20 protein-coding genes and 1 pseudogene are annotated in these 23,776 nt (G+C 75.6%); 10 read left to right on the top strand and 11 right to left on the bottom strand.

Annotation, left to right across the window (positions count from 1 at the left end; translation table 11 throughout):
- The first annotated feature begins 303 nt into the window (after nucleotides 1–303).
- The gene (gene mscL / locus RVR_RS32800) at nucleotides 304–774 is read left to right on the top strand and encodes a large conductance mechanosensitive channel protein MscL (protein ID WP_202237554.1); all 471 of its coding nucleotides are present in this window, start codon (nucleotides 304–306) and stop codon (nucleotides 772–774) included.
- Nucleotides 775–843: 69 nt separating this feature from the next.
- On the opposite strand, the gene RVR_RS32805 is transcribed toward mscL, so the two are convergent.
- Nucleotides 844–1,347 (bottom strand): MarR family winged helix-turn-helix transcriptional regulator, encoded by a 504-nt coding sequence (locus RVR_RS32805; protein ID WP_237405451.1) that lies wholly within the window; start codon nucleotides 1,345–1,347, stop codon nucleotides 844–846.
- Nucleotides 1,348–1,677: 330 nt separating this feature from the next.
- On the opposite strand from RVR_RS32805, the gene RVR_RS32810 reads away from it, so the two are divergent.
- Together RVR_RS32810 and RVR_RS32815 are read left to right on the top strand one after the other, a co-directional pair.
- On the top strand, nucleotides 1,678–3,480 hold the full coding sequence (locus RVR_RS32810) for an ABC transporter ATP-binding protein (RefSeq protein ID WP_202239526.1): 1,803 nt from the start codon (nucleotides 1,678–1,680) through the stop codon (nucleotides 3,478–3,480).
- Nucleotides 3,481–3,578: 98 nt separating this feature from the next.
- On the top strand, nucleotides 3,579–4,004 hold the full coding sequence (locus tag RVR_RS32815) for a DoxX family protein (RefSeq protein WP_237405105.1): 426 nt from the start codon (nucleotides 3,579–3,581) through the stop codon (nucleotides 4,002–4,004).
- Between the two features lie 136 nt (nucleotides 4,005–4,140).
- On the opposite strand, the gene RVR_RS32820 is transcribed toward RVR_RS32815, so the two are convergent.
- Together RVR_RS32820 and RVR_RS32825 are read right to left on the bottom strand one after the other, a co-directional pair.
- Nucleotides 4,141–5,448 (bottom strand): NAD(P)-binding domain-containing protein, encoded by a 1,308-nt coding sequence (locus RVR_RS32820; RefSeq protein WP_202237555.1) that lies wholly within the window; start codon nucleotides 5,446–5,448, stop codon nucleotides 4,141–4,143.
- Nucleotides 5,449–5,572: 124 nt separating this feature from the next.
- Nucleotides 5,573–6,361 carry a glycoside hydrolase family 3 N-terminal domain-containing protein gene (locus RVR_RS32825; protein ID WP_202237556.1) on the bottom strand — a complete coding sequence of 263 codons (789 nt, stop codon included), beginning with the start codon at nucleotides 6,359–6,361 and terminating at the stop codon, nucleotides 5,573–5,575.
- A gap of 185 nt (nucleotides 6,362–6,546) precedes the next feature.
- Between RVR_RS32825 and RVR_RS32830 the strand changes: the two genes are divergently transcribed.
- Nucleotides 6,547–6,969: a secondary thiamine-phosphate synthase enzyme YjbQ gene (locus RVR_RS32830; RefSeq protein WP_202237557.1), complete on the top strand. Its 423-nt coding sequence runs from the start codon at nucleotides 6,547–6,549 to the stop codon at nucleotides 6,967–6,969.
- A 502-nt stretch (nucleotides 6,970–7,471) separates the two neighbouring features.
- Here RVR_RS32830 and RVR_RS32835 read toward each other — a convergent pair.
- Nucleotides 7,472–8,548: an ATP-dependent DNA ligase gene (locus RVR_RS32835; RefSeq protein ID WP_202237558.1), complete on the bottom strand. Its 1,077-nt coding sequence runs from the start codon at nucleotides 8,546–8,548 to the stop codon at nucleotides 7,472–7,474.
- A 92-nt stretch (nucleotides 8,549–8,640) separates the two neighbouring features.
- On the opposite strand from RVR_RS32835, the gene ligD reads away from it, so the two are divergent.
- Nucleotides 8,641–9,654, top strand: a complete 1,014-nt coding sequence (gene ligD / locus RVR_RS32840) for a non-homologous end-joining DNA ligase (RefSeq protein WP_202237559.1) — start codon at nucleotides 8,641–8,643, stop codon at nucleotides 9,652–9,654.
- A gap of 48 nt (nucleotides 9,655–9,702) precedes the next feature.
- On the opposite strand, the gene RVR_RS38160 is transcribed toward ligD, so the two are convergent.
- Nucleotides 9,703–11,748 carry a glycoside hydrolase family 35 protein gene (locus tag RVR_RS38160; protein ID WP_237405106.1) on the bottom strand — a complete coding sequence of 682 codons (2,046 nt, stop codon included), beginning with the start codon at nucleotides 11,746–11,748 and terminating at the stop codon, nucleotides 9,703–9,705.
- Between the two features lie 211 nt (nucleotides 11,749–11,959).
- Between RVR_RS38160 and RVR_RS32850 the strand changes: the two genes are divergently transcribed.
- Nucleotides 11,960–12,991 (top strand): LacI family DNA-binding transcriptional regulator, encoded by a 1,032-nt coding sequence (locus tag RVR_RS32850; protein WP_237405107.1) that lies wholly within the window; start codon nucleotides 11,960–11,962, stop codon nucleotides 12,989–12,991.
- Nucleotides 12,992–13,151: 160 nt separating this feature from the next.
- Here RVR_RS32850 and RVR_RS32855 read toward each other — a convergent pair whose 3' ends face one another.
- From RVR_RS32855 to RVR_RS32865, 3 genes are read right to left on the bottom strand one after another with little or no spacing between them, the layout of a single operon-like run.
- Nucleotides 13,152–14,036 carry a MauE/DoxX family redox-associated membrane protein gene (locus RVR_RS32855; RefSeq protein ID WP_202237560.1) on the bottom strand — a complete coding sequence of 295 codons (885 nt, stop codon included), beginning with the start codon at nucleotides 14,034–14,036 and terminating at the stop codon, nucleotides 13,152–13,154.
- Nucleotides 14,037–14,047: 11 nt separating this feature from the next.
- Nucleotides 14,048–14,680, bottom strand: a complete 633-nt coding sequence (locus RVR_RS32860; protein ID WP_202237561.1) for a cell wall protein — start codon at nucleotides 14,678–14,680, stop codon at nucleotides 14,048–14,050.
- Nucleotides 14,681–14,706: 26 nt separating this feature from the next.
- Nucleotides 14,707–15,129, bottom strand: coding sequence for an RlpA-like double-psi beta-barrel domain-containing protein (locus RVR_RS32865; protein WP_202237562.1), 423 nt, complete (start codon nucleotides 15,127–15,129; stop codon nucleotides 14,707–14,709).
- Between the two features lie 404 nt (nucleotides 15,130–15,533).
- Between RVR_RS32865 and RVR_RS32870 the strand changes: the two genes are divergently transcribed.
- Both RVR_RS32870 and RVR_RS32875 read left to right on the top strand, forming a co-directional pair.
- Entirely contained in the window at nucleotides 15,534–16,676 is a 1,143-nt protein-coding gene (locus RVR_RS32870) for a GlxA family transcriptional regulator (RefSeq protein ID WP_202237563.1), read from the top strand.
- Nucleotides 16,677–16,746: 70 nt separating this feature from the next.
- Entirely contained in the window at nucleotides 16,747–17,367 is a 621-nt protein-coding gene (locus RVR_RS32875) for a DJ-1/PfpI family protein (RefSeq protein ID WP_202237564.1), read from the top strand.
- 353 nt (nucleotides 17,368–17,720) lie between these two features.
- Here the strand turns inward: RVR_RS32875 and RVR_RS32880 are convergent.
- Nucleotides 17,721–18,188, bottom strand: a pseudogene (locus RVR_RS32880) (Lrp/AsnC family transcriptional regulator); the annotation flags it as partial.
- 408 nt (nucleotides 18,189–18,596) lie between these two features.
- Here RVR_RS32880 and RVR_RS32885 point away from each other — a divergent pair.
- Entirely contained in the window at nucleotides 18,597–20,264 is a 1,668-nt protein-coding gene (locus RVR_RS32885) for an exosortase/archaeosortase family protein (RefSeq protein WP_237405108.1), read from the top strand.
- A 153-nt stretch (nucleotides 20,265–20,417) separates the two neighbouring features.
- The gene (locus tag RVR_RS32890) at nucleotides 20,418–21,458 is read left to right on the top strand and encodes a lactonase family protein (protein ID WP_202237565.1); all 1,041 of its coding nucleotides are present in this window, start codon (nucleotides 20,418–20,420) and stop codon (nucleotides 21,456–21,458) included.
- A 217-nt stretch (nucleotides 21,459–21,675) separates the two neighbouring features.
- Here RVR_RS32890 and RVR_RS32895 read toward each other — a convergent pair whose 3' ends face one another.
- Nucleotides 21,676–22,569 carry a sirohydrochlorin chelatase gene (locus tag RVR_RS32895; RefSeq protein WP_202237566.1) on the bottom strand — a complete coding sequence of 298 codons (894 nt, stop codon included), beginning with the start codon at nucleotides 22,567–22,569 and terminating at the stop codon, nucleotides 21,676–21,678.
- Between the two features lie 136 nt (nucleotides 22,570–22,705).
- Nucleotides 22,706–23,776, bottom strand: coding sequence for an N-acetylglucosamine kinase (locus RVR_RS32900; protein WP_202237567.1), 1,071 nt, complete (start codon nucleotides 23,774–23,776; stop codon nucleotides 22,706–22,708).

Genomic DNA, 23,776 nt, shown 5'->3' on the forward strand with positions numbered 1-23,776 from the left:
TGAGGTGGAGGCGTGGCGTGCGGGCAGGAGTCGGCGCCCGGACGCGGCTGCGACCCGGGCGGAGCGGGAGTCGTACGGAAGTCGTACGGGCCCGCGCGGCGTTCCGGACGATCCCCCGCAATCGGGCGGAAGCCGTCGGGGGCCGTGCAAGACTCGCTGCGGGCGGGCCACCAGGTCAAATGGTTTTCGCCGGCCGCGGGTCACCCGTGCGGGTGACCTTGACCACACCCGATTTTGCGGCCGCGTGGCGGGAAACGGCACACTGTGTGGCTCCACATCCTGGTTCAAGAGGAGACCCCCCACATGAAGGGCTTTCGGGCATTCCTGCTGCGCGGCAACGTCGTCGACCTGGCGGTCGGCATCGTCGTCGGTGCGGCGTTCACGGCGCTGGTGAACGGTTTCGTCGGGGCGTTCCTGACCCCGATCGTCGGCCTGGTGAGCGGTGCGACCGGTGATTTCAGCCACCGCAGCTTCCATGCCTCCGGCGTCACCTTCCCGTACGGCGTGTTCATCAACGCGGCGATCAGCTTCGTGATCGTGGCGGCGGTGATCTACTTCCTGGTCGTGCTGCCGATGAACCGCATGCAGGAGAAGTTCTTCCCGAAGGCGACGGCCGCGCCGACCCGCGAGTGCCCGGAGTGCCTGACGGCCATCCCGGCCGCGGCCAAGCGGTGCAGCGCCTGCACCGCGGTGCTCACCCCGACCGTGCCGGCTCAGGGCGGCAGCAGCGAGGGGAGCACCGAGGGCGAGGGCGCGGTCGACATCACGAAGTAGCCTCCCCCTGGTGAACGGCGCGCCGCACGGGTGAGTGGCGCGCCGCACCCGCGTCCGCGCCCCTACTCCCTACTCCCTGTGCCCTCTGTGCCCCTTGTGCGCCGCCGGCTGGCCCTCGCCGAGCGTGTCCAGCAGCGCCGACAGGGCGGCCCGCTGTGTCTCGTCCAGCGGTGCCAGCAGCTCGGCGGCCGCGGCCCGGCGCACCCCGCGCAGCGCGGACAGCGCCTGCGCCCCGTCCTCCCGCAGCTCGATCCTGATCACCCGCCGGTTGTGCGGATCGGGCACCCTGCGCACCAGCTCCCTCTCCTCCAGCGCGTCCACGAGCGTGGTGACCGCGCGCGGCACCACGTCGAGCAGCCGGGCGAGGTCGGCCATCCGGGGCGGGGCCTCGCAGTGCGCGAGGGCGCGCAGCAGCCTCGCCTGGGCCGGGGTGATGCCCAGCGGTTCCATCAGCCGCCGCTGCGAGCGGTGCAGCCACCGGCTCAGCGTCAGAAGCTGGTCGGCGAGCCGGCCGGTGGTCTCGTCGACGCCCCGCCCGGCCCCCTGGGCGGCCGCGTCCGCCCGCCCGGCGATCCGGGACGCGGCACGCCGGTCGGTCCCCTCGTCCGTACAGCCGTCCTCCCCGGTGTGCGCAGGGCGTGCCGCCCCTGGTGACGTGCTCTCCTCGGCGGCCTGGTCGGCGGGGGCATCCATGGCTCCAGGCTATCAGGACATTCCTCATTGTGAGCATAGGTAACAATGACCTACACTCCCTATGTCCGGGTGTTCCATACCCGGACCTGAGCCCGTAGCCGTACCCCGAACCGGAGGAGCCCTTTGCGCCCCGACAGCACCGTCGCCGACCGGTGGACACCACCGAAAGGCAAACCCGTCACCAGCGCGGACGTCGACGTCCGCCGCATCATGCGCCTGTTCCGTCCCTACCGCGCCCGGCTCGCCGTCGTCGGGCTGCTGGTCGCCCTGTCGTCGCTCGTCTCGGTCGCGTCGCCGTTCCTGCTGCGCGCGATCCTCGACACCGCGATCCCGCAGGGCCGCAGCGGCCTGCTCGCCGTGCTCGCGCTGGGCATGATCGCCACCGCCGTCGCCAACGGCGTCTTCGGCGTGCTCCAGACCCTGATCTCCACCACGGTCGGCCAGCGCGTCATGCACGACCTGCGCACGTCCGTCTACGAGCGGCTCCAGCGGATGTCGCTCGCCTTCTTCACCCGGACCCGCACCGGCGAGGTGCAGTCCCGGATCGCCAACGACATCGGCGGCATGCAGGCCACCGTCACCTCCACCGCGACCTCGCTGGTCTCCAACCTCACCTCGGTCGTCGCCGCCGTGGTGGCCATGGCCGCGCTCGACTGGCGGCTGACGATCGTCTCGCTGCTCCTGCTGCCGCTCTTCGTCTGGATCGCCCGCAAGGTCGGCCGCGAGCGGAAGAAGATCGCCACCAGGCGGCAGAAGCAGATGGCGACGATGTCCGCCATCGTCACCGAGTCGCTGTCGGTCAGCGGCATCCTGCTCGGCCGCACCATGGGCCGGGCCGACTCCCTGACCCGCGACTTCTCGACCGAGTCCGAGCGCCTGGTCGACCTCGAGGTGCGGTCGAACATGCAGGGCCGCTGGCGGATGGCCGTCATCGGCATCGTGATGTCGGCCATGCCCGCGCTGCTGTACTGGGCGGCCGGCCTCACCGGTGGCGGCGGCCCCGGCTCGTCGATCTCCATCGGCACCCTGGTCGCCTTCGTCTCCCTCCAGCAGGGCCTGTTCCGGCCGACCGTCTCGCTGCTCTCCACCGGTGTCGAGGTGCAGACCTCGCTCGCGCTCTTCCAGCGCATCTTCGAGTACCTCGACCTCCCGGTGGACATCACCGAGCGGCCCGACCCGGTGCGTATCGACCGGGTGCGCGGCGACATCCGCTTCGAGGACGTCGACTTCGCCTACGAGGCGGAGGGCGGCGGCCGCGCCGCGCCCACGCTGCGCGGCATCGACCTGACCGTCCCCGCGGGCGGCAGCCTCGCCGTGGTCGGCGCGACCGGCTCCGGCAAGAGCACACTCAGCTACCTGGTGCCGCGGCTGTACGACGTGACCGGCGGCAAGGTCACCATCGACGGCACCGACGTACGCGACCTCAGCTTCGACACGCTCGCGGCCGCGGTCGGCGTGGTGTCCCAGGAGACCTACCTCTTCCACGCCTCCGTCGCCGACAACCTGCGCTTCGCCAAACCCGACGCGACCGACGAGGAGATCGAGGCCGCGGCCAGGGCCGCGCAGATCCACGACCACATCGCCGGCCTGCCCGACGGCTACGGCACCCTCGTCGGCGAGCGCGGCTACCGCTTCTCCGGCGGCGAGAAGCAGCGGCTGGCCATCGCCCGCACGATCCTGCGCGACCCCCCGGTGCTGATCCTCGACGAGGCCACCAGCGCGCTCGACACCCGCACCGAGGCCGCCGTGCAGGACGCGATCGACGCCCTCTCGGCCGGCCGGACGACCATCACCATCGCGCACCGGCTGTCGACGATCCGCGACGCGGACCAGATCGCCGTGCTCGACGCCGGCCGCGTCGTGGAACGCGGTACCCACGAGGAACTCCTCGCCCTCGACGGGAGGTACGCCGCCCTCAGCAGGCGCGGCGCGGAACACCCCGACGCCGCCGCGATCGGGGCGGCCACCGCCACCGGGCCCGCCGCGCTCCAGCCGGCGGCCGCCCCGCACTGACCTCCGGGGCCGGCCGCCGGGCCTTGCCGCCGCCACCTTACTCGTGGGTAAGGTGGGTTCCCGGCGGGAGCCGCCCGCCGGTCCGAGGAGGCCGTCCCGTGCCCGTACCGTCCGCACTGACCCGCCCCGCGCCGCTGCTCGCCGGTCTGCTCGCGACCGCCGGCGCCCTGCACTTCCTGGTGCCCGAGCCCTTCGACGGCATCGTGCCGACCTCTCTGCCGGGCCGCCCGCGCGACTGGACCCGGGCCAGCGGAGCCGCGGAACTCGCGCTCGCCGCCGCGGTCGCGCTGCCGGCCACCCGCCGGACCGGCGGCCTGCTGGCCGCCGGCTTCTTCGCCGCCGTCTTCCCGGCGAACGTCAAGATGGCGTACGACTGGCGGCACCGCCCCGCCCCGCTCAGGAACGCCGCCTACGCCCGGCTGCCGCTCCAGGCGCCGCTGGTGATGTGGGCGTTGAAGGTCAGCCGCTCGGCCCGGTCCGGGTCCGGCTCCGGTGCGCGAGGGCTCATGCCGACACGAGGATGACGTCGAGGGTGCGGGGCTGGGGGCTGTGGACGCCTTCGACGCGGCTGGTTCGAGGTGAGCATGCCTCGTCCTCGGTCGGGGCCCGCGCCGAGGACGAGGGTGTGGCGGTGCGGCCGTTGTCTCTGCGCGTACCGGGTCAGCCGGCCGCCACGGGAAGCGGTGCGGGCGGCAGCGGCGCCTTAGGCCGCGCGGCGGGTGGCCCGGGCCGCGGCGCGGGTCCGCCGGTCGCGAGCAGCGCGCGGATCTCGCGGACCGCGGTGCGCCCGGCCCGGTTGGCGCCGATCGTGCTCGCCGAAGGGCCGTAGCCGAGCAGGTGCACGCGCGGGTCCCTGACCACGCGGGTGCCGTCGAGCCGGACACCGCCGCCGGCCTCGCGCAGCCGCAGCGGTGCCAGGTGGTCCAGGGCCGCACGGAACCCGGTGGCCCACAGGATGACGTCGGCGTCCAGCGCCCGCCCGTCGGGCCACGCCACCCCGTGCGGGGTGATCCGGTCGAACATCGGCTCCCGGCGCAGGACACCGCGGGCGCGCGCGTCCCGTACGGCCCCGGTCGCGGCCAGACCGGTCACGCTCACCACGCTCTGCGGCGGCAGCCCCTGCCGCACCCTGTCGTCCACCCGCGCCACCACCGAGCGGCCCCACTCCTCGTCGAAGGGCGTGTCGCGGAAGACCGGCGGCCGCCGCGTCACCCACGTGGTGCGCGCCGCGCCGCCCGGCTCGTTCAGCTCCATCAGCAACTGCACGGCCGACGTGCCACCGCCCACCACGACGACGTGCAGCCCGGCGAACTCCGCGGCGCTCCGGTATCCGGCGGTGTGCAACTGCCGCCCCAGGAAGCCCTCCTGACCCGGGTAGTACGGCAGGAACGGCCGGTCCCAGGTGCCGGTCGCGTTCAGCAGTGCCCGCACCGACCACGTGCCGCGGTCCGTCTCCACCCGCAGCCGCCCGGCGTCCCCCTCCCGCACCGCCGCCACGTCCACCGGGCGCAGCACCCGCAGGTCGAACGCCTCTTCGTACCGCCCGAAGTAGGCGCCGACGACCTGCGACGACGGCAGGTCGGGGTCCCCGCCCTCCAGTTCCATCCCCGGCAGCGCGTGCACGCCGTGCGCTTTCCCGTACGTCAGGGAGGGCCACCGGAACTGCCAGGCGCCGCCGGGGCGCGGGGCGTGGTCGAGGACCACGAAGTCCGTGCCGGCCCGCAGACCCGCCCGGCGCAGGAAGTACGCAGCCGAGAGGCCGGCCTGTCCCGCGCCCACCACGGCGACGTCCGCCTCTACGACGTCCGCTTCTACGCCGCCCGCCTCCACGACGTCCGCTTCTACGCCGCCCGGGCCGGCGGCGTCCGGTCCGGAGGCGGCCGCCCCGTCCGCCGCTACCGCCCGGCCCGGCTCCGCCGCAGCGGACCCGTCCGTCCCCGCCCACCGCACCGCGCGCCCGTCGTCCATGCCTGTGCCAACCGGTTCCGCCGCCCTTTGCTTCCCACGCAACCGCCCGCGGGTCCGGCCGGGGAACCGCTCCCGGGTCCGGCCGGGGAAGGTCGGGCCACGGAACGTCCTGCCGATGGCACGGTCAGACGAGCGCGCTGGACGCCCACCGCCGCAGCCGGGCGACCCGCTCCGCGGCCTCTTCCAGACGCGCGACCGGGAGGTCGCCGTCGGAGACGGCGCGGGCGGTGGCCGCGTGGATGGCGTCGCGCACCCCCGGACCGCTGCCGGGGCCGAGCCGGACCAGGTCCACCCCGGCGATCCACGCGAGGACGGCGGCGCCCGGCACCCCCCACCCGTCGACCACCGACGGCTCGTCCAGGGCCTCGCTCAGCACGACTCCGGTGTAGCCGAGTTCGCCGCGCAGCACCCCGGTGACGATGTGGCCGCCGAGCGCCGCGGGCACGGCCGCCGAGATGGCGCGTACGCCCGCGGCGGCGCCCTCCGCGAACGGCCCCAGGTCTCCCGTGCCGGTGAACGGGCCCAGCACCGCGGCCACGCCGCGCGCCTGAAGGTCCGTCACGAACGTCCGGGTGCCGCCGGGGCGGTCGCTCGGAGCCACGGCGAGGTGCAGGTTCGCGCCCGCGGCGATCAGCTCCGCCGCGGCCGCGGCGCCGTCGATGGCGTGGTCGGGGTGGTCGGCGTTGCCGACGGGCCCCGCGGCGCCGTGGTGGCCGGTGAGCGCGTCCGGCAGGGCGGCCCGCAAGGCGGCGGACGCGGCCCGGGCGGCGGCCCCGTCCGCGTGGACGGCGGCGCCCGGTGTGCCCCGCTCCAGCCCGTGCCGGATCCACTCCGGCAGGTGGGAGCCGCTGCCGCGGACGGACGGCAGCACGCAGGAGTCGACCAGCACGGCGAGCCGGTGCAGCGTCTTCACGGCGGGGTCCCCCCTCGGGGCGCGGCAGGCGGCGAACCCCTCGAATGGTACAGACCAATCCGTCGTGGGGGCAACGCCCCCTGCCGCCCCGGTGACGCGTCGTCCCGGCCGCGGCAGGCCGGCGGGCCCCGGGCCCGGCCTCGCGGCGCACGCGGCCTCCCGGCGGGTGCGCCACCATGGAGGGCATGGCCGAAAGCTTCGGAACCCGCGTCCTCGACATCCGCACCGGCGACCGCGAGACGGTCCACGACCTGACCGGCGACTGCGCCGCGTTCCTGCGGGAGGTGGCGGGCGGACGGGACGGGCTGCTCAACGTGTTCGTGCCGCACGCCACCGCGGGGATCGCCGTCATCGAGACCGGCGCGGGCAGTGACGAGGACCTGCTCGCCCTGCTCGGCGACCTGCTGCCGGCCGACGACCGCTGGCGGCACCGGCACGGCCCCCGCGGCCACGGCCGCGACCACGTGCTGCCCGCGCTGGTGCCGCCGCACGCCACCCTCCCGGTCATCGGCGGCCGGATGGAGCTGGGCACCTGGCAGTCCGTGGTGCTGGTGGACACGAACGTCTCCAACACCGAGCGCCAGGTCCGGCTGAGCTTCCTCGGCTGAGTGCCCTGGGGCCGGGCGTGCTCCGCATCCCCGCCGGGCCGACGCGGCCCCCGCGCGCCTCGTTCCGGCAGATACGGGCCACCCGCGCGTCTCTCCGGCCGACACGGTCCGCCCGAGCACCAGGTCCGCCCGAGCGCCAGGTCCGGCTGGGCTTCCTCGGCTGAGTGCCCTGGGGCCGGGCGTGCTCCGCGTCCCCGCCGGGCCGGCGCGGCCCGCCCGCGCCTCGTTCCGGACGATCCCCATGGGCGGCCCCGGAGACGCGCCTGACGCCGGCCCCGCCGATCGTCGTCCCGACCGACGCGTCGCCCTCCCGGGGGCAGGGACGCCGGAACAGCCGTCCCGACCGGGAAGGGACGGCCCCCTGGAACGCGGCACGCCCCCACCGCGTGCTCCGGCGGGAGCCGTACCGTGCTCTCGCCGAGGCCACGCCCCGCGCCCTGCGGTTGCCCGCCGTCGGTCACGTCGCCGTAGCCGGCGCAGCCGCTCCCGGCCGTCGTGGACCTCAGCCGGTCGTGCCGCTGCCGCCCAGCACCTGGGCCAGGTCGTAGGAGACCGGCTCCTCCAGTTGCGCGTACGTGCAACTGTCCGGTGTCCGGTCCGGCCGCCACCGGCGGAACTGCGCGGTGTGCCGGAAGCGGTCGCCCTGCATGTGGTCGTAGGCGACCTCCAGGACGCGCTCCGGGCGCAGCGGAACCCACGAGAGGTCCTTCTTGCCGGTCCAGCGGCTGGGCCCGCCCGGCAGCCGGGCGGCGGCCTGCGCCTCCTCGCTCGCCCACGCCTGCCAGGGGTGCCCCTCGACGGACTCCATCCGCAGGGGCGCCAGCTCCTCCATCAGGGCCCTGCGCCGCGCCATCGGGAAGGACGCGCAGACCCCGACGTGCTGGAGCCGGCCGCCGGCGTCGTACAGGCCGAGCAGCATCGAGCCGAGCACCGGGCCGCTCTTGTGCGGCCGCAGCCCCGCGACCACGCAGTCCGCGGTCCGCTCGTGCTTGACCTTGACCATCGCCCGCGCCCCCGGCTGGTACGGCAGGTCGTGCGGCTTGGCCACCACGCCGTCCAGGCCCGCCCCCTCGAACTGCTCGAACCACTCCCGCGCGACGTCGAGGTCGTCGGTGGCGGGGGTGAGGCGCACGAGGGCGTCCGCGTCGCGCAGGGCGCGCACCAGCGCCTCCCGCCGCGCCCGCTGGGGGGTGTCCAGGAGCGAGGCGCCGTCCAGCGCCAGCAGGTCGAAGGCCACGAAGCTCGCCGGCGTCACCTCCGCCAGGTGGCGTACCCGGGAGTCGGCCGGGTGGATGCGCTCCAGCAGGGCGTCGAAGTCCAGCCGGCCGTCCGCCGCGATCACGATCTCCCCGTCCAGCACGCAGCGCCCGGGAAGCTGTTCGCGCAGCGCCCCGACCAGCTCCGGGAAGTAGCGGGTCAGCGGTTTGCCCGAGCGGCTGCCGATCTCCACCTCGTCGCCGTCGCGGAAGACGATCGCCCGGAAGCCGTCCCACTTCGGTTCGTACAGCATCCCCGGGGGCAGGGCCGCCGCCGACTTCGCCAGCATCGGCCGCACCGGCGGCATCACGGGAAGGTCCATGCCGGGATTGTCCGCCGCCTCGCGGCCGGGCGCCCGCCGAGCAGCCTCGCGCCCGCCGAGCGGCCCGCCGGGAGGCGGCTTAGCGTGAGGGCATGGCAGAGGCGCTGGAGCTCACGGTCGGGGAGCGCACGGTTCGCGTGTCCCATCCGGACAAGGTGTACTTCCCCGAGCGCGGCTTCACCAAGGCCGACGTCGTCCGCTACTACCTCAGCGTCGGCGACGGCATCCTGCGCGTGCTGCGCGACCGGCCGACCACCCTGGAGCGCTACCCCGACGGCGTGGGCGGCGAGTCCTTCTTCCAGAAGCGCGCACCCAAGAACCTGCCCGGATGGATCCCGACCGGCCGCATCTCCTTCCCCAGCGGCCGCCACGCGGACGAGATCTGCCCCACCGAGACCGCCGCGGTCGCCTGGGCGGCGAACCTCGGCTGCCTCACCTTCCACCCCTGGCCGGTGCGCCGCCACGACACCGAGCACCCCGACGAGTTGCGCATCGACCTCGACCCGCAGCCCGGCACCGACTACTCCGACGCGGTGCGCGCCGCCCACCTGCTGCGCGACGTTCTCGACGGCCTGGGCCTGACCGGCTGGCCCAAGACCTCCGGCGGCCGCGGGCTGCACGTCTTCGTGCCGATCGCCCCCGAGTGGACCTTCGTCCAGGTCCGCCGTTCGGCGATCGCGGTCGCGCGCGAGCTGGAGCGCCGCGACCCGGCGCACATCACCACCGCGTGGTGGAAGGAGGAGCGAGGCGCGAAGATCTTCGTCGACTACAACCAGACCGCCCGCGACCGCACCATCGCCAGCGCCTATTCGGTCCGGCCCCGGCCGCAGGCGCCCGTCTCCGCGCCGCTGCGCTGGGACGAGCTGGACAGCGCGGTGCCCGCCGACTTCGACCTGGCCACGATGCCGGGCCGCTACGCCGAGGTCGGCGACCTGCACGCCGACATGGACGAGCACGCCTTCCGGCTCGACGCGGCCCTGGAACTCGCGGCCCGTGACGAGGCCGAGCACGGCCTGGGCGACCTGCCCTACCCGCCGGACCACCCGAAGATGGCCGGCGAGCCGAAACGGGTGCAGCCCAGCCGCGCCAGGAAGCCGCCGGAGTGACCGGAGCGCGACGCCCGGACCCCCACCGGCGTTTTCCTCGGGCAGGCCCTAGTCGAAGGTCTCCACGAACTCCTGCGGCGGACCCAGTTCCGGCCGGTCGCGCAGCTCGATCCGGTCGCCGAAGCGCTCCAGTTCGAGCAGGGTCACGGTGTTGCCGCCCGCGACCAGCAGCGGCGCGGGCACGTACAGGGTCCGCTGCGGGCCGATCTCCCAGTAGCGGCCCAGCAGCGTGCCGTTGACCCAGGCGAAGCCCTTGCCGAAGCCGGGGAGGGCGAGGAAGGTGTCGGCGGGCTCCGGCACGTCGAACGACGCGTCGGCGAAGCCGGCGCCGCCTGCGGCGGGGGCCGCGTCGGGCGCGGTCCGCACGTCCCGCGCCGGCCACTCGTCCAGCGGGAGCCCGCGCATCTCCCAGCCGTGGACGAGCCGGCGCTCGATCCGCACCCCGCCGAGGACGCCCTTGCCCTGGCCCAGCAGCGGGCCGTAGTTGATCCGGCCCTGGTTCTCCACCAGCAGTTCCAGCCGCACCGGCCGGCCGGCGCCCTCGACCGCGAGCGAGCCGTCCTCCTGGTCGAGCACGCCGACCGGCACGCCGTCGGTGAAGACCTGGGCCCGGTCGTGCAGCCCGGTCACCGTCAACGCGTGGGTGCCGCGCGGCAGTCGCGGCCACGCGCGGTAGAGCACCAGGCCGGACGGCTGCCCCAGCTCCTCGAAGCTCATCGGGTACGGCGCCCGGACCGCCGTCGACATCGCCGTGAGCCCGCCGAGCAGTCCCGCCCCCCGGCGTACCGGCACGGAGCGGGGTGCGAGCAGGTCGGGCTGGGGTGGCAGCGGCAGCAGCCGCGCCGCCGGCCCCACCGCCGTCCGGCCCGCCCCGGCGCCGTCCTGACGTGAGCCGGCCCGGTGTTGTTCCGACGCGGGTCGGTGCTGTTCCGGTGCAGCGCGACCCTGTTCCGGTGCAGCGCGACCCTGTTCCGGTGCGGCCCGACCCTCTTCCGGCGCGGCGCCGAGCCGCGCCAACCGCTCGCGCAGCGCGTGGAACTTCGGCCCGAGCGCGCCGTGTTCGGCGATCGGCGCGTCGGAGTCGTAGCTGGTCACGGTGGGCTGGAAACGGGTGCCGTCGTGGTTGGCGCCCGCCCACAGGCCGAAGTTGGTGCCGCCGTGCGCCATGTACAGGCTCACCGAACCGCCCTCGTCCAGGATCTCGCCGAGCGCGGCCCCGGCGCTGGCCGCCGTACGGACGTGGTGCGGGTCGCCCCAGTGGTCGAACCAGCCGTTCCAGAACTCGGCGCAGACGAACGGCTCCTCCGGGCGGCGCCCGCGCAGCAGCCGCGCCGCCCGGCCGGCCCGCGAGCCGAGGGTCGCGGCGGCGAGCACGCCCGGCAGCGCACCGCCGTCCTGCATCAACTCGGTGGGGCCGTCGGCGGTGTACAGCAGCTCGCTGATCCCGCGCGCCACCAGAGCGTCCCGCAGCCAGAGGAGGTAGTCGGCGTCGTCGCCGTAGCTGCCGTACTCGTTCTCCACCTGCACGGCCACCACCGGGCCGTCGTACGCCGCCTGGGCCGCGGCGATCCTCGGTACCACGACGTCGAACCAGCGCGCCACCTCGTCCAGGAAGAGCCGCTGCGAGGTGCGCGGCCGCACCCCCGGCAGCGCGGTCAGCCAGGACGGCAGCCCGCCGTTGTCCCACTCGGCGCAGATGTACGGGCCCGGGCGCACCACCACGTCGAGGCCGGCGTCCTGCGCGAGATCGAGGAACCGTCCGAGGTCGCGCGGGCCGTCGAAGCGGGGCTCCGCGCGGCGCGGCTGGTGGAAGTTCCACGGCACGTACGTGTCCACGGTGTTGAGGCCGAGCGCCGCCAACCGGGAGAGCCGGTCCGCCCACTGCGCCGGATGCACCCGGAAGTAGTGCAGGGAGCCGGCGAGCATCCGGTGCGGCTCGCCGTCCCGGAGGAGCACGCCGCGCCGGTGGGACAGGATCGGCGCCGGCCGGGCCGTCCCGTCCGCCGGACCGGTGGCGATCGGCGCGGGCCGCCGCCCGGTGCCCGTGGGGCCGCTCCCGGCGTCCCCCCGACCGGCGTCCACCCCCACCGCCATGCCGCGGAATGATACCGATACCGTCCGGTCCACCGCCGGGTCCGCCATGCCTGCTCCCTGGTGACGCGCTCACGGGCCGGGCAGCCCCGGGGAACTGTCGCACACGATGTTATCGATGCCAAGTCGCCGGGAGGAGGCCAGGCTCCTGCCGAGGTGGAGGGGTCCGCGCGGCATGGGACCGTTATCATCGGGACGGGAACGGAAGGGGTCCATGGACAAGCACAGCGGGCGCGGGAGCGCGCGGCCACCGGGGATGACGGACGTCGCGCGGGTCGCCGGAGTGTCCGCGCAGACGGTCTCCCGGGCGCTGGCCGGGCACCCGAACGTGCAGGACGCGACCCGCGCGAAGGTGCTCGCGGCGGTGGAACAGCTTGGCTACCGGCGCAACAACGCCGCCCGGATGCTCTCCTCCGGCCGCAGCCGCACCATCGGCGTGGTCACCCTCCAGACCAGCTTCTACTCGCGTACCGCGCTCACCTCGGGGATCGAGCACGCCGCCCAGGCCGCCGGGTACGCGGTGAGCACCGCGACCACCGCGTCGCTGGACACCTCCGCCATCGAGGGCGCCCTGATGCGGTTGGCCGACCAGCACGTGGAGGGCGTGATCCTCGCGGTGCCGCTGATCCACGTCTCGCGGCAGATCGAGCAGTTGACCGGCGCGGTGCCGACCATCACCATCGACGGCTCGCGCACCTCGGCGACCGAGGTGGTCGCCGTCGACCAGTCGCTCGCCGCGCGGCTGGCCACCCGCCACCTGCTCGACCTCGGCCACGAGACGGTCTGGCACGTGTCCGGGCCGCAGCAGTGGCTGGACGCGGCGAGCCGCGCGGCCGGCTGGCGGGCCGAACTGGAGTCCGCCGGTCGTACGGTACCGCCGGAGCTCGCCGGGGACTGGTCGCCCGCCTCGGGCTACCGCAACGGCCTGGTCCTCGGGCGGATCCCCGACGTGAGCGCGGTGTTCGTGGCGAGTGACGAGATGGCGTTCGGCGTGATCAGGGCGCTGCACGAACTCGGCCGCCGGGTGCCGGACGACATCTCGGTGGTCGGTGTCGACGACATCGCGCTCGCCGAGTACTGCTCGCCGTCGCTGACCACGGTCGCGCAGCCGTTCGCCGAGATGGCGGAACTCGCGGTGGCGCACCTGGTGCGCGCGATCGCCGAGCCCGGCGCCGCGCCGGAACCCGCCTCCGTCGAGCCGGCATTGGTGGTCCGGGCCAGCACCGCCCCCGCCCGGGCGCGCTGACCGCCTCGGGGCGCGACGCGGCCCCGCCGCGGGCGGGGCGGACGGCGGGCGGGGCGGACCGCTGGTGGGGACGGTCCGCGGGCGGCCGTGGCCCTGGAGCGCCCCGTACGCGCGCCCGGGCCGGGCCGAGCCGGGCGCGCGGCCCGGCCCGGCCCGGTGGTCACACCATCCGCAGCGGTTTGCGCAGCCCGGACAGTTCCAGCAGGTCGAGCGGCACGACCTCCTGGGTGCGGTCGTCGACCACCGAGACCCGCACCGCCGGGCTCGGGTTGGCGTCGGTGGTCGCGCTGTCGTCCAGCGCGAACAGCACGTTCACCGGTCGCGCGCCGCCGGCGTCCCGGTGCACACCGGCGTACCGCAGCACCCGCCAGCCGCCGTCGTCCCAGGAGTCCAGCAGCCCCGACCGCACGATCGGCGACGACGCCTGCCAGGCGAGGGAGCGCTCCAGCAGCTCCACCGACGCCTCGACGGGCACCCGCCCGCCCGGGCCGGCCGGCAGCGGTGTGCCGAACACCCGCAGCCGCAGCCGCCGCAGCGGCATCCAGACCCGGTCCAGGTCGGTGGACAGGGCGAGCAGCACCGCCGCGGCGGCCGCGACCACCAGCAGCGACCAGCCCGGGTCCCGGGCCAGCCGCGTCCACCAGGCGGTGCCGGCGAAGGCCGCGGCCGCGCCGCCGGCCAGCACCGCGCCGGCCCGCAGGAAGGAGCGCACACCGATCGGCCCCTCGTCGCGGGCGCTGCAACCGCAGGAGGACTGCGGAGCCGTCGCCTTCGCGTAGCCGAGATAGCCGGTGAAGCCCGCCCCGAGCAGCGCGGTCGCCGCGCCGGGCAGGACCGCGCCGGGAGCGGCCAGCAGACCGGCGGCGGCCGCGAGTTCGACGGCGCCCACCGCCCGCAGCGCGAACGCGGCCCGGTGGCCGTTGCCGAGCACGCGCACCAGCACGGTGTTCGCCGCGACCTGCGCGGTGCGCCGACCGAAGAGCTTGGCCGCGCCGGTCGCCGCCAGCAGCACCCCGCAGACGAGGGGGGCGAGGTCCAGGATCATCGCGCCGCTCCTCAATGGCCGACGGTGACGCGGGCGATGTCCACCGAGTCGTCCGCGGGCCGCCAGGCGCCGAGCACCTGCGCGGACTGGCCGATCCGCAGCCGGGACAGGTCCGGGGTGAGCGACCCGCCGAGGTAGGACGCGGTGGTCGTCTCGGGCACGATCCGGCCCACCACGGCGTGGTTGCCGTCGCCGTGCGCGAGGTGCAGACGGTCCTTGGCGATGCCGCGCACGGTGCAGAACAGGTTGACGATGTTCACCCAGAGCGCGTCCGCGGCGATCGTGCCGTCGGGCATGTCGACGCCCCGCGCGTAGAGGCCGTCGCCGACCTCGATCGCGTCGGCGGTGGTGGTCCGCAGCTTCCAGACACTGGTCGCGTTGGTGAGCTGGATCAGGTGCCGGTCGCCGTACGAGCCGGCCACTTCGAGCACGGAGCCGTTCCTGGCGGTGATCCGGCCCTCGGCGAACGTCGACGCGGTGATCGCGGGGTCGAGTGACGGGCCCGGCGCGGCGAACGCGGCGTCGGCGTCGAGCCCGCCGAGCGCCGAGGCGCCCACGATGGTGGCGCCGCCGAGCGCGGCGGTGGTCAGGAAGCGCCTGCGGTCGAGGCCGGAACGGCCCCCGGAATCCTGGCGGTTGCTCATGTCGGTGCTCCTCCTGCCGGGTCGGGTCACTCGTAGATGTAGACCGGCAGCCTGCCGGAGCTGAGGCTTCCGATCGCGGAGAAGGCCGCGGGGGTCAGGTCGATCACGCGGTTGGTGCGGCAGACGCCGTTGCAGCAGGTGGCCTCGCCGCAGAAGCTCTGGGTGCGCGGGCCGCAGTCGGAGATCGTGACGCACACCTGCGCGCCCGAACACTGGTGCCTGACGTTCATCACCGAGCCGCAGCCGCGCCGCGGGATGCCCTCGCCGCACAGGTCGGGCCGGGTGATGTCGAAGCACGCCTGGGTGGTGTTGGGCCAGGCGGCCTGGTTGGCGCTGGACTGGCAGGTGCCGCAGGCGCCGGTGCCGGCGCTGCCGCAGGGCCCCCAGGAGCTGCCGCAGCAGAACCAGGTGGTCTCACCTGCCCAGAGGCTGGTCGATCCGCAGGCCATGGCGTTTCCCTTCGTCGAAGCGGGGCGTCCCGGGGAAGGGGACGCCGGATGGAAATGTTCTGTGCATGACAAAATCGCCGAGGTGTTGTCCGCACGGGGGAGCGGGTGCGGTGTGCGACGTGCCGTGTGCGGGGTGCGGCGTACGGTCGGCGACGTGCCCGTGGCGCCTCGTCGGGCCACGCGCGACGCGTAGCGCGGGCGGGGGGCCCAGGGCGGCGCCCGCGGCTTGTGCCGCGTGGGGACGGTGGGGCGGCAGTGCGGTGGGGCACGGCCATGATGCGCGTTTCTACGCGCGTCCGCCAGAGGGCGGACGCGCGTAGACGGACCGATTCGACGGTGCCGATGGCCGGAATCGTCACTCCCGTGTCCTTGCCGCCATTCCCGCGCCCGCCCACGATGGACGCGTGACCAGCCGCCGGATCGTCTTCGCCGTCTTCCCGGACTTTCAGATCCTGGACCTCACCGGGCCGCACGAGGTGTTCACGAACGCCGGACGGATGGCGGCGGCGTCGGCCGCGGGCGCCGTCCGGGGCGGGGACGCGGAAGGGCAGGCGGAGGAAGAGCGCGCCGACGGGGAGGCGGGACGTACCGGGATCGAGGTCGTGGCCCCCGGGCCCGGCCCCGTCGAGTCCAGCGGAGGGCTCGTGGTGACGCCGAACCGGACCTTCGCGCAGGCCGGCGGCGCGATGGACACCCTGATCGCCGTCGGGGGCCCCGGGGTCCGGCGCGCCTGCCGGGACCGGGAGTTCGTCGCGTGGTTCGCGGCGGCCGCACGCTCCGCCCGGCGCGTCGCGTCCGTGTGCACCGGCGCGTTCCTGCTGGCCGAGGCCGGGCTCCTCGACGGGCGGCGTGCCGTCACCCACTGGTCGATGTGCGCCGCGCTCGCCGAGCGCTACCCGGCCGTCACGGTGGACCCCGACCCGATCTTCGTGCGCGACGGCGACGTGTGGACCTCCGCCGGGGTCACGGCGGGCATCGACCTCGCCCTCGCGATGGTCGAGGCGGACCACGGCCCCGAGGTGGCCAGGACGATCGCGCGCCATCTGGTGATGTTCGTGCAGCGCCCGGGCGGACAGGCCCAGTTCAGCACCCAGCTCGCCGCACAGCGGCCGGACCGGTCCACGCTGCGGGAGGTCCTCGACTGGATCGCCGACCACCTGGGCGAGGACCTGGCCGTCCCCTCGCTCGCCGCCCGCGCCGGGATGAGCGAGCGCCACTTCACCCGCGTCTTCCGCGCGGAGACGGGCCGCACCCCGGCCTCCTACGTCGAGGGCAGCCGCGTCGAGGCGGCGCGCCGCCTGCTGGAGTCCACGGACACCACGATCGACGCGGTGGCGCGCCGCTGCGGCTTCGGCACCGTGGAGACGCTGCACCGCAGCTTCAAGCGACGGGTCCGGGTCACCCCGGGTGAGTACCGGCGGCACTTCGCCGCGCCCGCGCCCGCGGCCCCGCCCGCCGCCCGACCCCCGCCCGCCGCCCGACCCCCGTCCGCGGCCGGGTCCGTCCACGTGTCCGTGCCCCGGGACGTTCCCGTCCGGCCCTCCTGACAGCGGGCCGCCCCGGCCGCGGGAGCGCGTCGGAGACGCCCGAAAATGATCATTACCGAAAGGTTCGCCCGTGCGTATCGCCGTTGCCGTCTTCGACGGCTTCACCTCGCTCGACGCCGTCGGCCCCTACGAGGTGCTGCGGATGCTGCCCGGCGTCGAGGTGGTCTTCGCCGCGCCGACGGCCGCCCCGGTCACCGACGACGCCGGCTGGCTGACCCTGGTCCCGTCCGCGACGCTCGACGCCACGACGACCGCCGACGTCCTGCTCGTGCCCGGCGGCCCCGGCGCGTCGCGGAACCTGGGCAACGAGGCGCTGCTGGACTGGATCCGCCGGGTCCACGCCACCACCACCTGGACCACGTCGGTGTGCACCGGCTCGCTGCTGCTGGGCGCCGCCGGGTTGCTGGACGGGCTGAGCGCCACCACGCACTGGAGCTCGGTCGGCGCGCTGGAGTCCTTCGGCGCCACCTACACCGACCGGCGGGTGGTGGAGCAGCCCGGGGGGATCATCACCTCGGCGGGCGTGTCGTCCGGCATCGACATGGCGCTGCGGCTCGCCGAGCTCATCGAGGGCCGGGTCGCCGCGGAGGCGTTCCAACTCGCCATCGAGTACGACCCGCAGCCGCCCTTCGACGCGGGGTCGTACGCCAAGGCGCCGCAGGCGGCGAAGGACTACCTGGCGGCGCGCTGAGCCCCTGGCCCGTGCGGGGCCGTGCCGTGCCGCCCGGACTGCGCGCACGGCGCCTGCGAGGGCGGGATGCCGGGGGCCGGCGACGGTGACGGCACCGCCGCACCGGTGCCGCCGCCGGCCCCGGCATCCCTGTTCGTGGCCGCGTCCGCGGCGTGGTCGGCGCCCTGCTCCGCGCCCTGGTCCGCGCCCTGGTCCCGGGCGCTTTCGCCGGCGCCGTGCTCCCCGTCGTCGCCGGAGCGCGGGCCGCTGCCGGACGCGGCGCCCGGGTCATCCGCGGACCGCTCGCCGTCGCCGGACCGCTCGCCCGCCTCCGGCTGCTCCGCCTGCGGCCGTTCCCCGGCCCGCAGCCGCTCCGCCGTGCGCTCCACCGCCTCCACGAGCGGCAGCACCCGCTCGGCGACCCGCTCCCGCAGCGCGATCTCGGTGCGCGTCCTGACCACTCCCGGCAGCCGTATCAGCCGCTGGATGATGTCCTCCAGGTGCGCGTTGTCGCGGGCCACGACCCGGGCGAGCAGATCGCCGCCGCCGGTGATCGAGAACGCCTCGATGATCTCGGGCACCACCGCCAACTCGGTGCCGATCCCGTCGAGATGGCCCTGCGTGACCTCGATGCGCACGAACGCCAGCACCGGGTGGCCGAGCGCCGCGGGGGACACCCGCGGGCCCGCGGTGGTGATCACACCGTCGCGCTCCATGCGGTCCAGCCGCGCCTGGAGGGTGCCGCGGGCGACGCCGAGGATGCGGGCGTACTCTCGGACGCTGGTACGCGGCTGCTGGAGGAGCAGCCGCAGGATACGGGCGTCCAGGACATCGACGGGCATGGGCCGGTGGTCCCCTCACGGCTGTGTTCTTGGCATATTCACCGTACCGACGGGTGATCGGCGAACGATCATTTCGAGCCACGGCCGTGGCCGACCGGAAAAGTCGCACCCCGTGGGAACCGCCGGGCCGCCGACCGGATCTACCTATTCACGGGCAAGAAGCGGCTTGTGCGCATTAGGCTCCGCCCACGTGCGGGCGTGATCACGCGCGCGGCGGCGATCGCCGGACGGTGACCGAGGGTGGGGGAGTTCGCGGTGTCTTGGGACGGGCAGCACGCAGGAGGGGACGGCGGGCCCCAGGACGCACCGCCACCGGGTGGCGCGGGCGCGCCGGGCGGCGCCGGCGGTCCGCGGACCGGCCACCAGGGGAGCCCGGGCGGCTACGGCACGCCGCCACCGGTACCGCCCGTGCCGCCGGCCCCTCCCGCGGCACCGCCCACCCCGCCCGTCGGCGGAGGCGGCTACGGCGGCTGGGCCGGCTACGGCGCCCCGGCGGGCGGCTTCGGCCCGCCCGGCAGCGGCCCCGGCGGCTACCCGCCGCCCCCGCCCGCGGCGCCCGCCGTGCCGAGGCCGCCCGCCGACGCCCTGCGGGCCGTCGCCGTGGGCCTGCTCAACCTCAGCGGCCTCGGGCTCGGTTACGCCGTCATGCGCCGCTGGCTGGGCCTGGCGGTCTGCCTGGCCGCCACCGCCGTCCTGCTGGTGGTCGCGCTGCCCGCGAAGCCGGACGGCGTCGCCGGGGGCGTCGTCGCCGGCTACCTGGCGTTCCTGGTGCTGGCCGCCGCGCACGGCGCGTGGCGCGGACTGCGCACCCGCCTGTCCTGGCCGCCGCTCGCGCCGGTCGCCGCCGTCCTCGGCCTGGTGCTGCTGGCCGTCCCCGTCGGCGGCGTGGCCCTCTACGACAACGCGCGCGACGACGCGACCCAGAAGATGCTGCTGGACCGCCTCGCCGCCGCCGACAGCAAGGTGACCGCCGCCAAGGGCAAGGACTTCGACTCCGCCCGGCCGAACTACCAGGCGGCGCTCGACTCCTACCGCGACCTCAGGCAGCACCACTCCGGCTCCAAGGCCGCCGGGCTCGTGCCCGCCCGCATGCGGACCTTCTACAGCACGGTCGCCGCGCCCTACGACCAGCAGCAGTACTGCGACGCCATCACGCCGCTGAAGTACCTGCGCACCGTGCCCAGCAGCTTCGGCAAGGACGGACTCGGCTCCCTCGACACCTGGCCCGACGACCGCCTGGCGACGTCGCTGTACGCGTGCGGGGTGGCCGGCCTGGAGGACACCTCCCAGACCGACGCCTCCGGCGGCGACCAGAGCGACCTCACCGAACTGCTCTCCACCTTCCCGGACTCGCCGCAGGCCGCGAAGGTCGAGCCGGCCGTCAGCACCACGATCGACAAGGCGGTCAAGGAGATCGGCGGCAGCGACCCCTGCGCCGCGACCACCCGGGTCACCGACCTGGGCTCCTTCGCCTCCACCCTGTCCGACTCGGCCCAGGGCGGTGCCGGTGCCGCCCTGGTCAAGGACGCCTCGCGGGCCGACGGCCACGTGGAGTCCGGGACGTACGCCTGCGGCGTGCACCAGTACAAGTCCGGTGACTTCGAAGCGGCGTTCACCACGATGGACGACTTCACGGACACGTACCCGCACGACAAGAACAACGCGCTGGCCGGGAAGTTCGCCATCGCCGCGGAGATCGCCCAGGAGGAGTCCGCCGCGGGCAAGCACGTCCCGACGATGGCCTCCGGCGGCAGCATCAAGCTGATCGTCAGCAACGACAGCCCCGATCCGGTGGAGATCCTGTACACCGGCAAGGTGACCGGCAGCTTCACCCTCAAGGCGTGCGGGAGTTGCAGCGACTACTCCAGCGAGTCCGCCGCGCAGGGCAAGGCGTGCCAGGCCGGCGGCAAGCACTACCCGGAGAAGACCGTCTACCTGCCGGCCGGCACCATCTACTTCCTGCACAAGCCGTCGGGTGACTCCTCCGCCACCGCCCACGCGGACTCCGAGACGCTGCGTCCGGGCAGTTACTACACGGACTGCGCCTACACCGTGTCGTCCTACGGCGGTTTCTGACCGTCCGGGAGCCGGAAGCGGACCCCCGCCGCGGCCGTCGCGCCCGCGGTGGGGGTCCGCCGTGCCACCACCGGGTGACCCGGGGGCGACGCGGACCGCCGCAGGGACTACTCTCAGCCGCCGTACAGGCGTCAGTCGGAAGAGGTACGGCAAGTGGCCGGACATGCGTACATCGGGTCGTTCACGTCGGCGGGCGGGCGCGGAATCACCGCCGCCGAGGTCGATCCGGGCACGGGCGCGCTCACCGCGCTCGGCCACACCGCCGAGGTGCGGAACCCGTCCTTCCTGACCGCGTCGGCCGACGGCGGCACCCTCTACGCGGTCGGCGAGACCGAGCCCGAGGGCACGGCCGCGGCGTTCTCGCTCGCCGACCCGGCGGTGCCCAAGCTGCTCGGCGAGCCCGTGCCGGTGCGCGGCGGCTCCCCGACGCACCTGGCGCTGCACCGCGGCCACCTGGTCACCGCCAACTACGCGGCCACCGGCAGCGTGAGCGTGCTCGGCGTCGAGGAGGGCGGCGCGCTCGGCGCGGTGCGCTGCGTCCTGGAGCACGAGGGCGACGGGCCGAACCGCGACCGGCAGGAGGCCCCGCACGCGCACGCGGTGCTGACCGACCCCAGTGGCCGCTGGCTGCTCAGCGTGGACCTCGGCACCGACTCGGTACGGGTCTGCGAACTGGACCCGGCCTCGGGCGAGTTGGAGGTCGAGCGCGAACTCGGCCTGCGCTCCGGCATCGGCCCGCGCCACCTCGCCTTCCACCCCCGCGGCGGCCACGCGTACGTGATGAACGAGCTGGACTCGGTCGTCACCGTCTGCCGCTGGGACGCCGACAAGGGCAGCCTGCGGCCGCTGGCCGAGACGCGGGTGCTGCCCGAGAGCGCGAAGGGCGACAACTACCCCTCGGAACTGGTGGTCGCGCCCGACGGCCGCTTCGCCTGGGCCGCCAACCGCGGCCACGACAGCATCGCGGTGCTCCGCCTCGACGAGAGCGGCGAGCAGCTCGAACTCCTCGACACCGTCGCCTGCGGCGGCTCCTGGCCGCGCCACCTGACCCTGGACCCCTCCGGAACCCGCCTGTACGTCGCCAACGAGCGCTCCGGCGACGTGACCTGGTTCGACGTCGACCAGGCCACGGGTGTGCCCGCGCGGGCCGGGGCACTGGAACTGCCCGCCGCGTCCTGCGTGCTCTTCGTCTGACCGCGGCACCCGACCGGTCGGGGCGCCCCGGCGCGGTCCGACCGCGCGACCGAACCGCGCGACCGAACCGCGCGCCCGGCCGTCCTCCGGTGCCCGCGGGCACGTCCGGTGAGGCGGTGCGGAAGCGGCGCGGGCGCCCCCTCGGAGTCCTAAGGGGGCGCCCGCGCCGTTCGCGTCCTGGCGGCCCCGTCAGAGGCGCCGGAGAGCCGCTCGTCGCCTACTGCTGCTGCGCGCCGCCCTGCTGTGCCGGCTGGAGCGCGATGCCCAGCGCGGTCGCGTACTGCGTGACCACGAGCTTGCCGACCGCCGGGTACGGCCCCAGCGCGTCGGCGCCCGAGCAGCCGGCCTCGGCGGCCGCGGTGTGCAGGAGCTGCGGGGCGATCTCCGGGCCGATCAGGCACGGCGCCAGCGCCAGCGTGGAGGAGCCCGAGGAGCGCAACTGCTCCGCGGTGTTCGCGATCGCGCCGTCCACGTCCAGGGCGGCGGCCAGCACCGGCACCGCCAGCCGCGCGGCCAGCAGCAGCCCGGTCACGCCGGCGGCCTGCGCCGCCTCCTCGCCGCCCACGGTGGCCAGGATGATGCCGTCGGCCGCCGTGGCGACCGTGAAGAGCCGCGCGCGGTCGGCGCGGGCCAAGCCCGCCTCCGACAGCCGCACGTGCAGCGCCTCGGCGAGCAGCGGGTGCGGGCCGAGCACGTCGGTCAGCTCCACCTGCGCCTTGCTGTCGACCACGGCCTGGCGGATCCGGCGCAGCACCGCCGCCTCGGGGCCGGCCAGCAGCGGCACCACGACCGCCGAGGTGTCCTCTCCGGGCCGTTCGACCGCCACCTGGTCCAGCACGCCACGCAGCGACGGGAAGTCGCCCAGCTCGCCGTCCTCGCCGTCCACGAAGGCGATCCGCGGGTCGAGCCCCGACAGCTCCGAGCGCGCGATGCTCACGACCTCCTCGGCCAGGCTGAGCGCCGCGGCGGTGGGGGTGCCCGGCACGGCGAGGACCAGCGCCGGAGCGCCCTCGGGCGCGCTGAGCGCCTCCGGACGGCGGTGTCGTCCCTGCTGGCGCGGACGCGGCATTCGAACGGGGAGGCCGGAGGCGGGCCCTGTGGCATTGCTCATGGCGACGCATGCTAACGCGTCGCGCGGCATGCTTGTTCGCCCGGGTGCGAAGGAGGTCGGACCTGTCCTGAAGTGTCCGCTTCGGTTTTCGGATGCGGCCGGTCGCGGGCCCGCCGGGGTCCCCGGCGGGGCCGCCTCACGGGCCCGGGCGGTCCGTCAGCGTGAGCAGGCGCGGGTCGGCGGGCAGCGGCAGCCGGCCGTGCCGCAGGGCCCGCGCGATCAGCAGCGCGCCGTCCAGCGGGCCGCCCGCAGCCGGCACCAGGACGGCGCCGGGCAGCAACCGCTCCGCCTGCGCCCGCAGCGGGCCGAGCAGGGGCTCGCCCATCCGGAACAGCCCGCCGGCCAGCGCCACGTCCACCGGCCCGGCGCCGGGCCGTACGGCCGCGGCCGACTCCAGGATGTGCGCGGCGGCCTGCCGCAGGATTCCGGCGGCCACCGGGTCGTCGCCGGCGGCGCGCCCCACCTCGGGTGCGAACGAGGCGAGCACCGCGGCGCGGTCGGGCCGCGGGTAGAGCTGCGCCGGCATCGCGTCCAGCGGCCCGAAGCGCTCCCGGGCCGCGGCCATCAGGGCCATCGAGCCGCCGGCCCGCCCGTCGTGGGCGCGCATGGCCGCGTCGAGGCCCGCACGGCCGATCCAGGCGCCGCCGCCCGCATCGCCCAGCAGATGGCCCCAGCCGTCCGCGCGGCGCCAGGCGCCGGCGCCCTCGTGGCCGTCGCCGTCCGCGGAGGCGCCGAGCGCGATCATCCCGGTGCCCGCCGCCACGACCACGCCGGGGCGCAGGCCGAGCGCGCCCGCGTAGGCCGTCACCGCGTCGCCGGCCAGCGCGAGCCGCCGCACCCCGAAGGCGGCGGCGAGCGCGTCCGGCAGCCGGTCGCGCAGGTCGTCGCCGAGCGTGGCCATCCCGGCCGCGCCGACGCAGGCCGCGGCGATCCGGTCCGCCCCGGCGGCCGCCGTCAGCCGCTCGACGAGCGGGTGCACGCGCTCCATCAGGCTCGCCGCGTCGATGCCGCGCGGACCGGTGACGGCCGGGCGGTCGTCGGCGGCGAGGGAGGCGGCGGCGAGGGGGGTAGCGGCGGAGGCGGGGCCCGGAGAGCCCCCGGCGGCGCCGGCCGGGCCGGCCGGCGCGAGGGCGACCCGCACGCCGGAGCCCCCGGAGTCGACACCCAGCACCCACGGGCCGCCGGCGGGATCGCGAGAGTCGCCCAC

It is taken from the genome of Streptomyces sp. SN-593 (assembly GCF_016756395.1).
Taxonomy (GTDB): Bacteria; Actinomycetota; Actinomycetes; order Streptomycetales; family Streptomycetaceae; genus Actinacidiphila; species Actinacidiphila reveromycinica.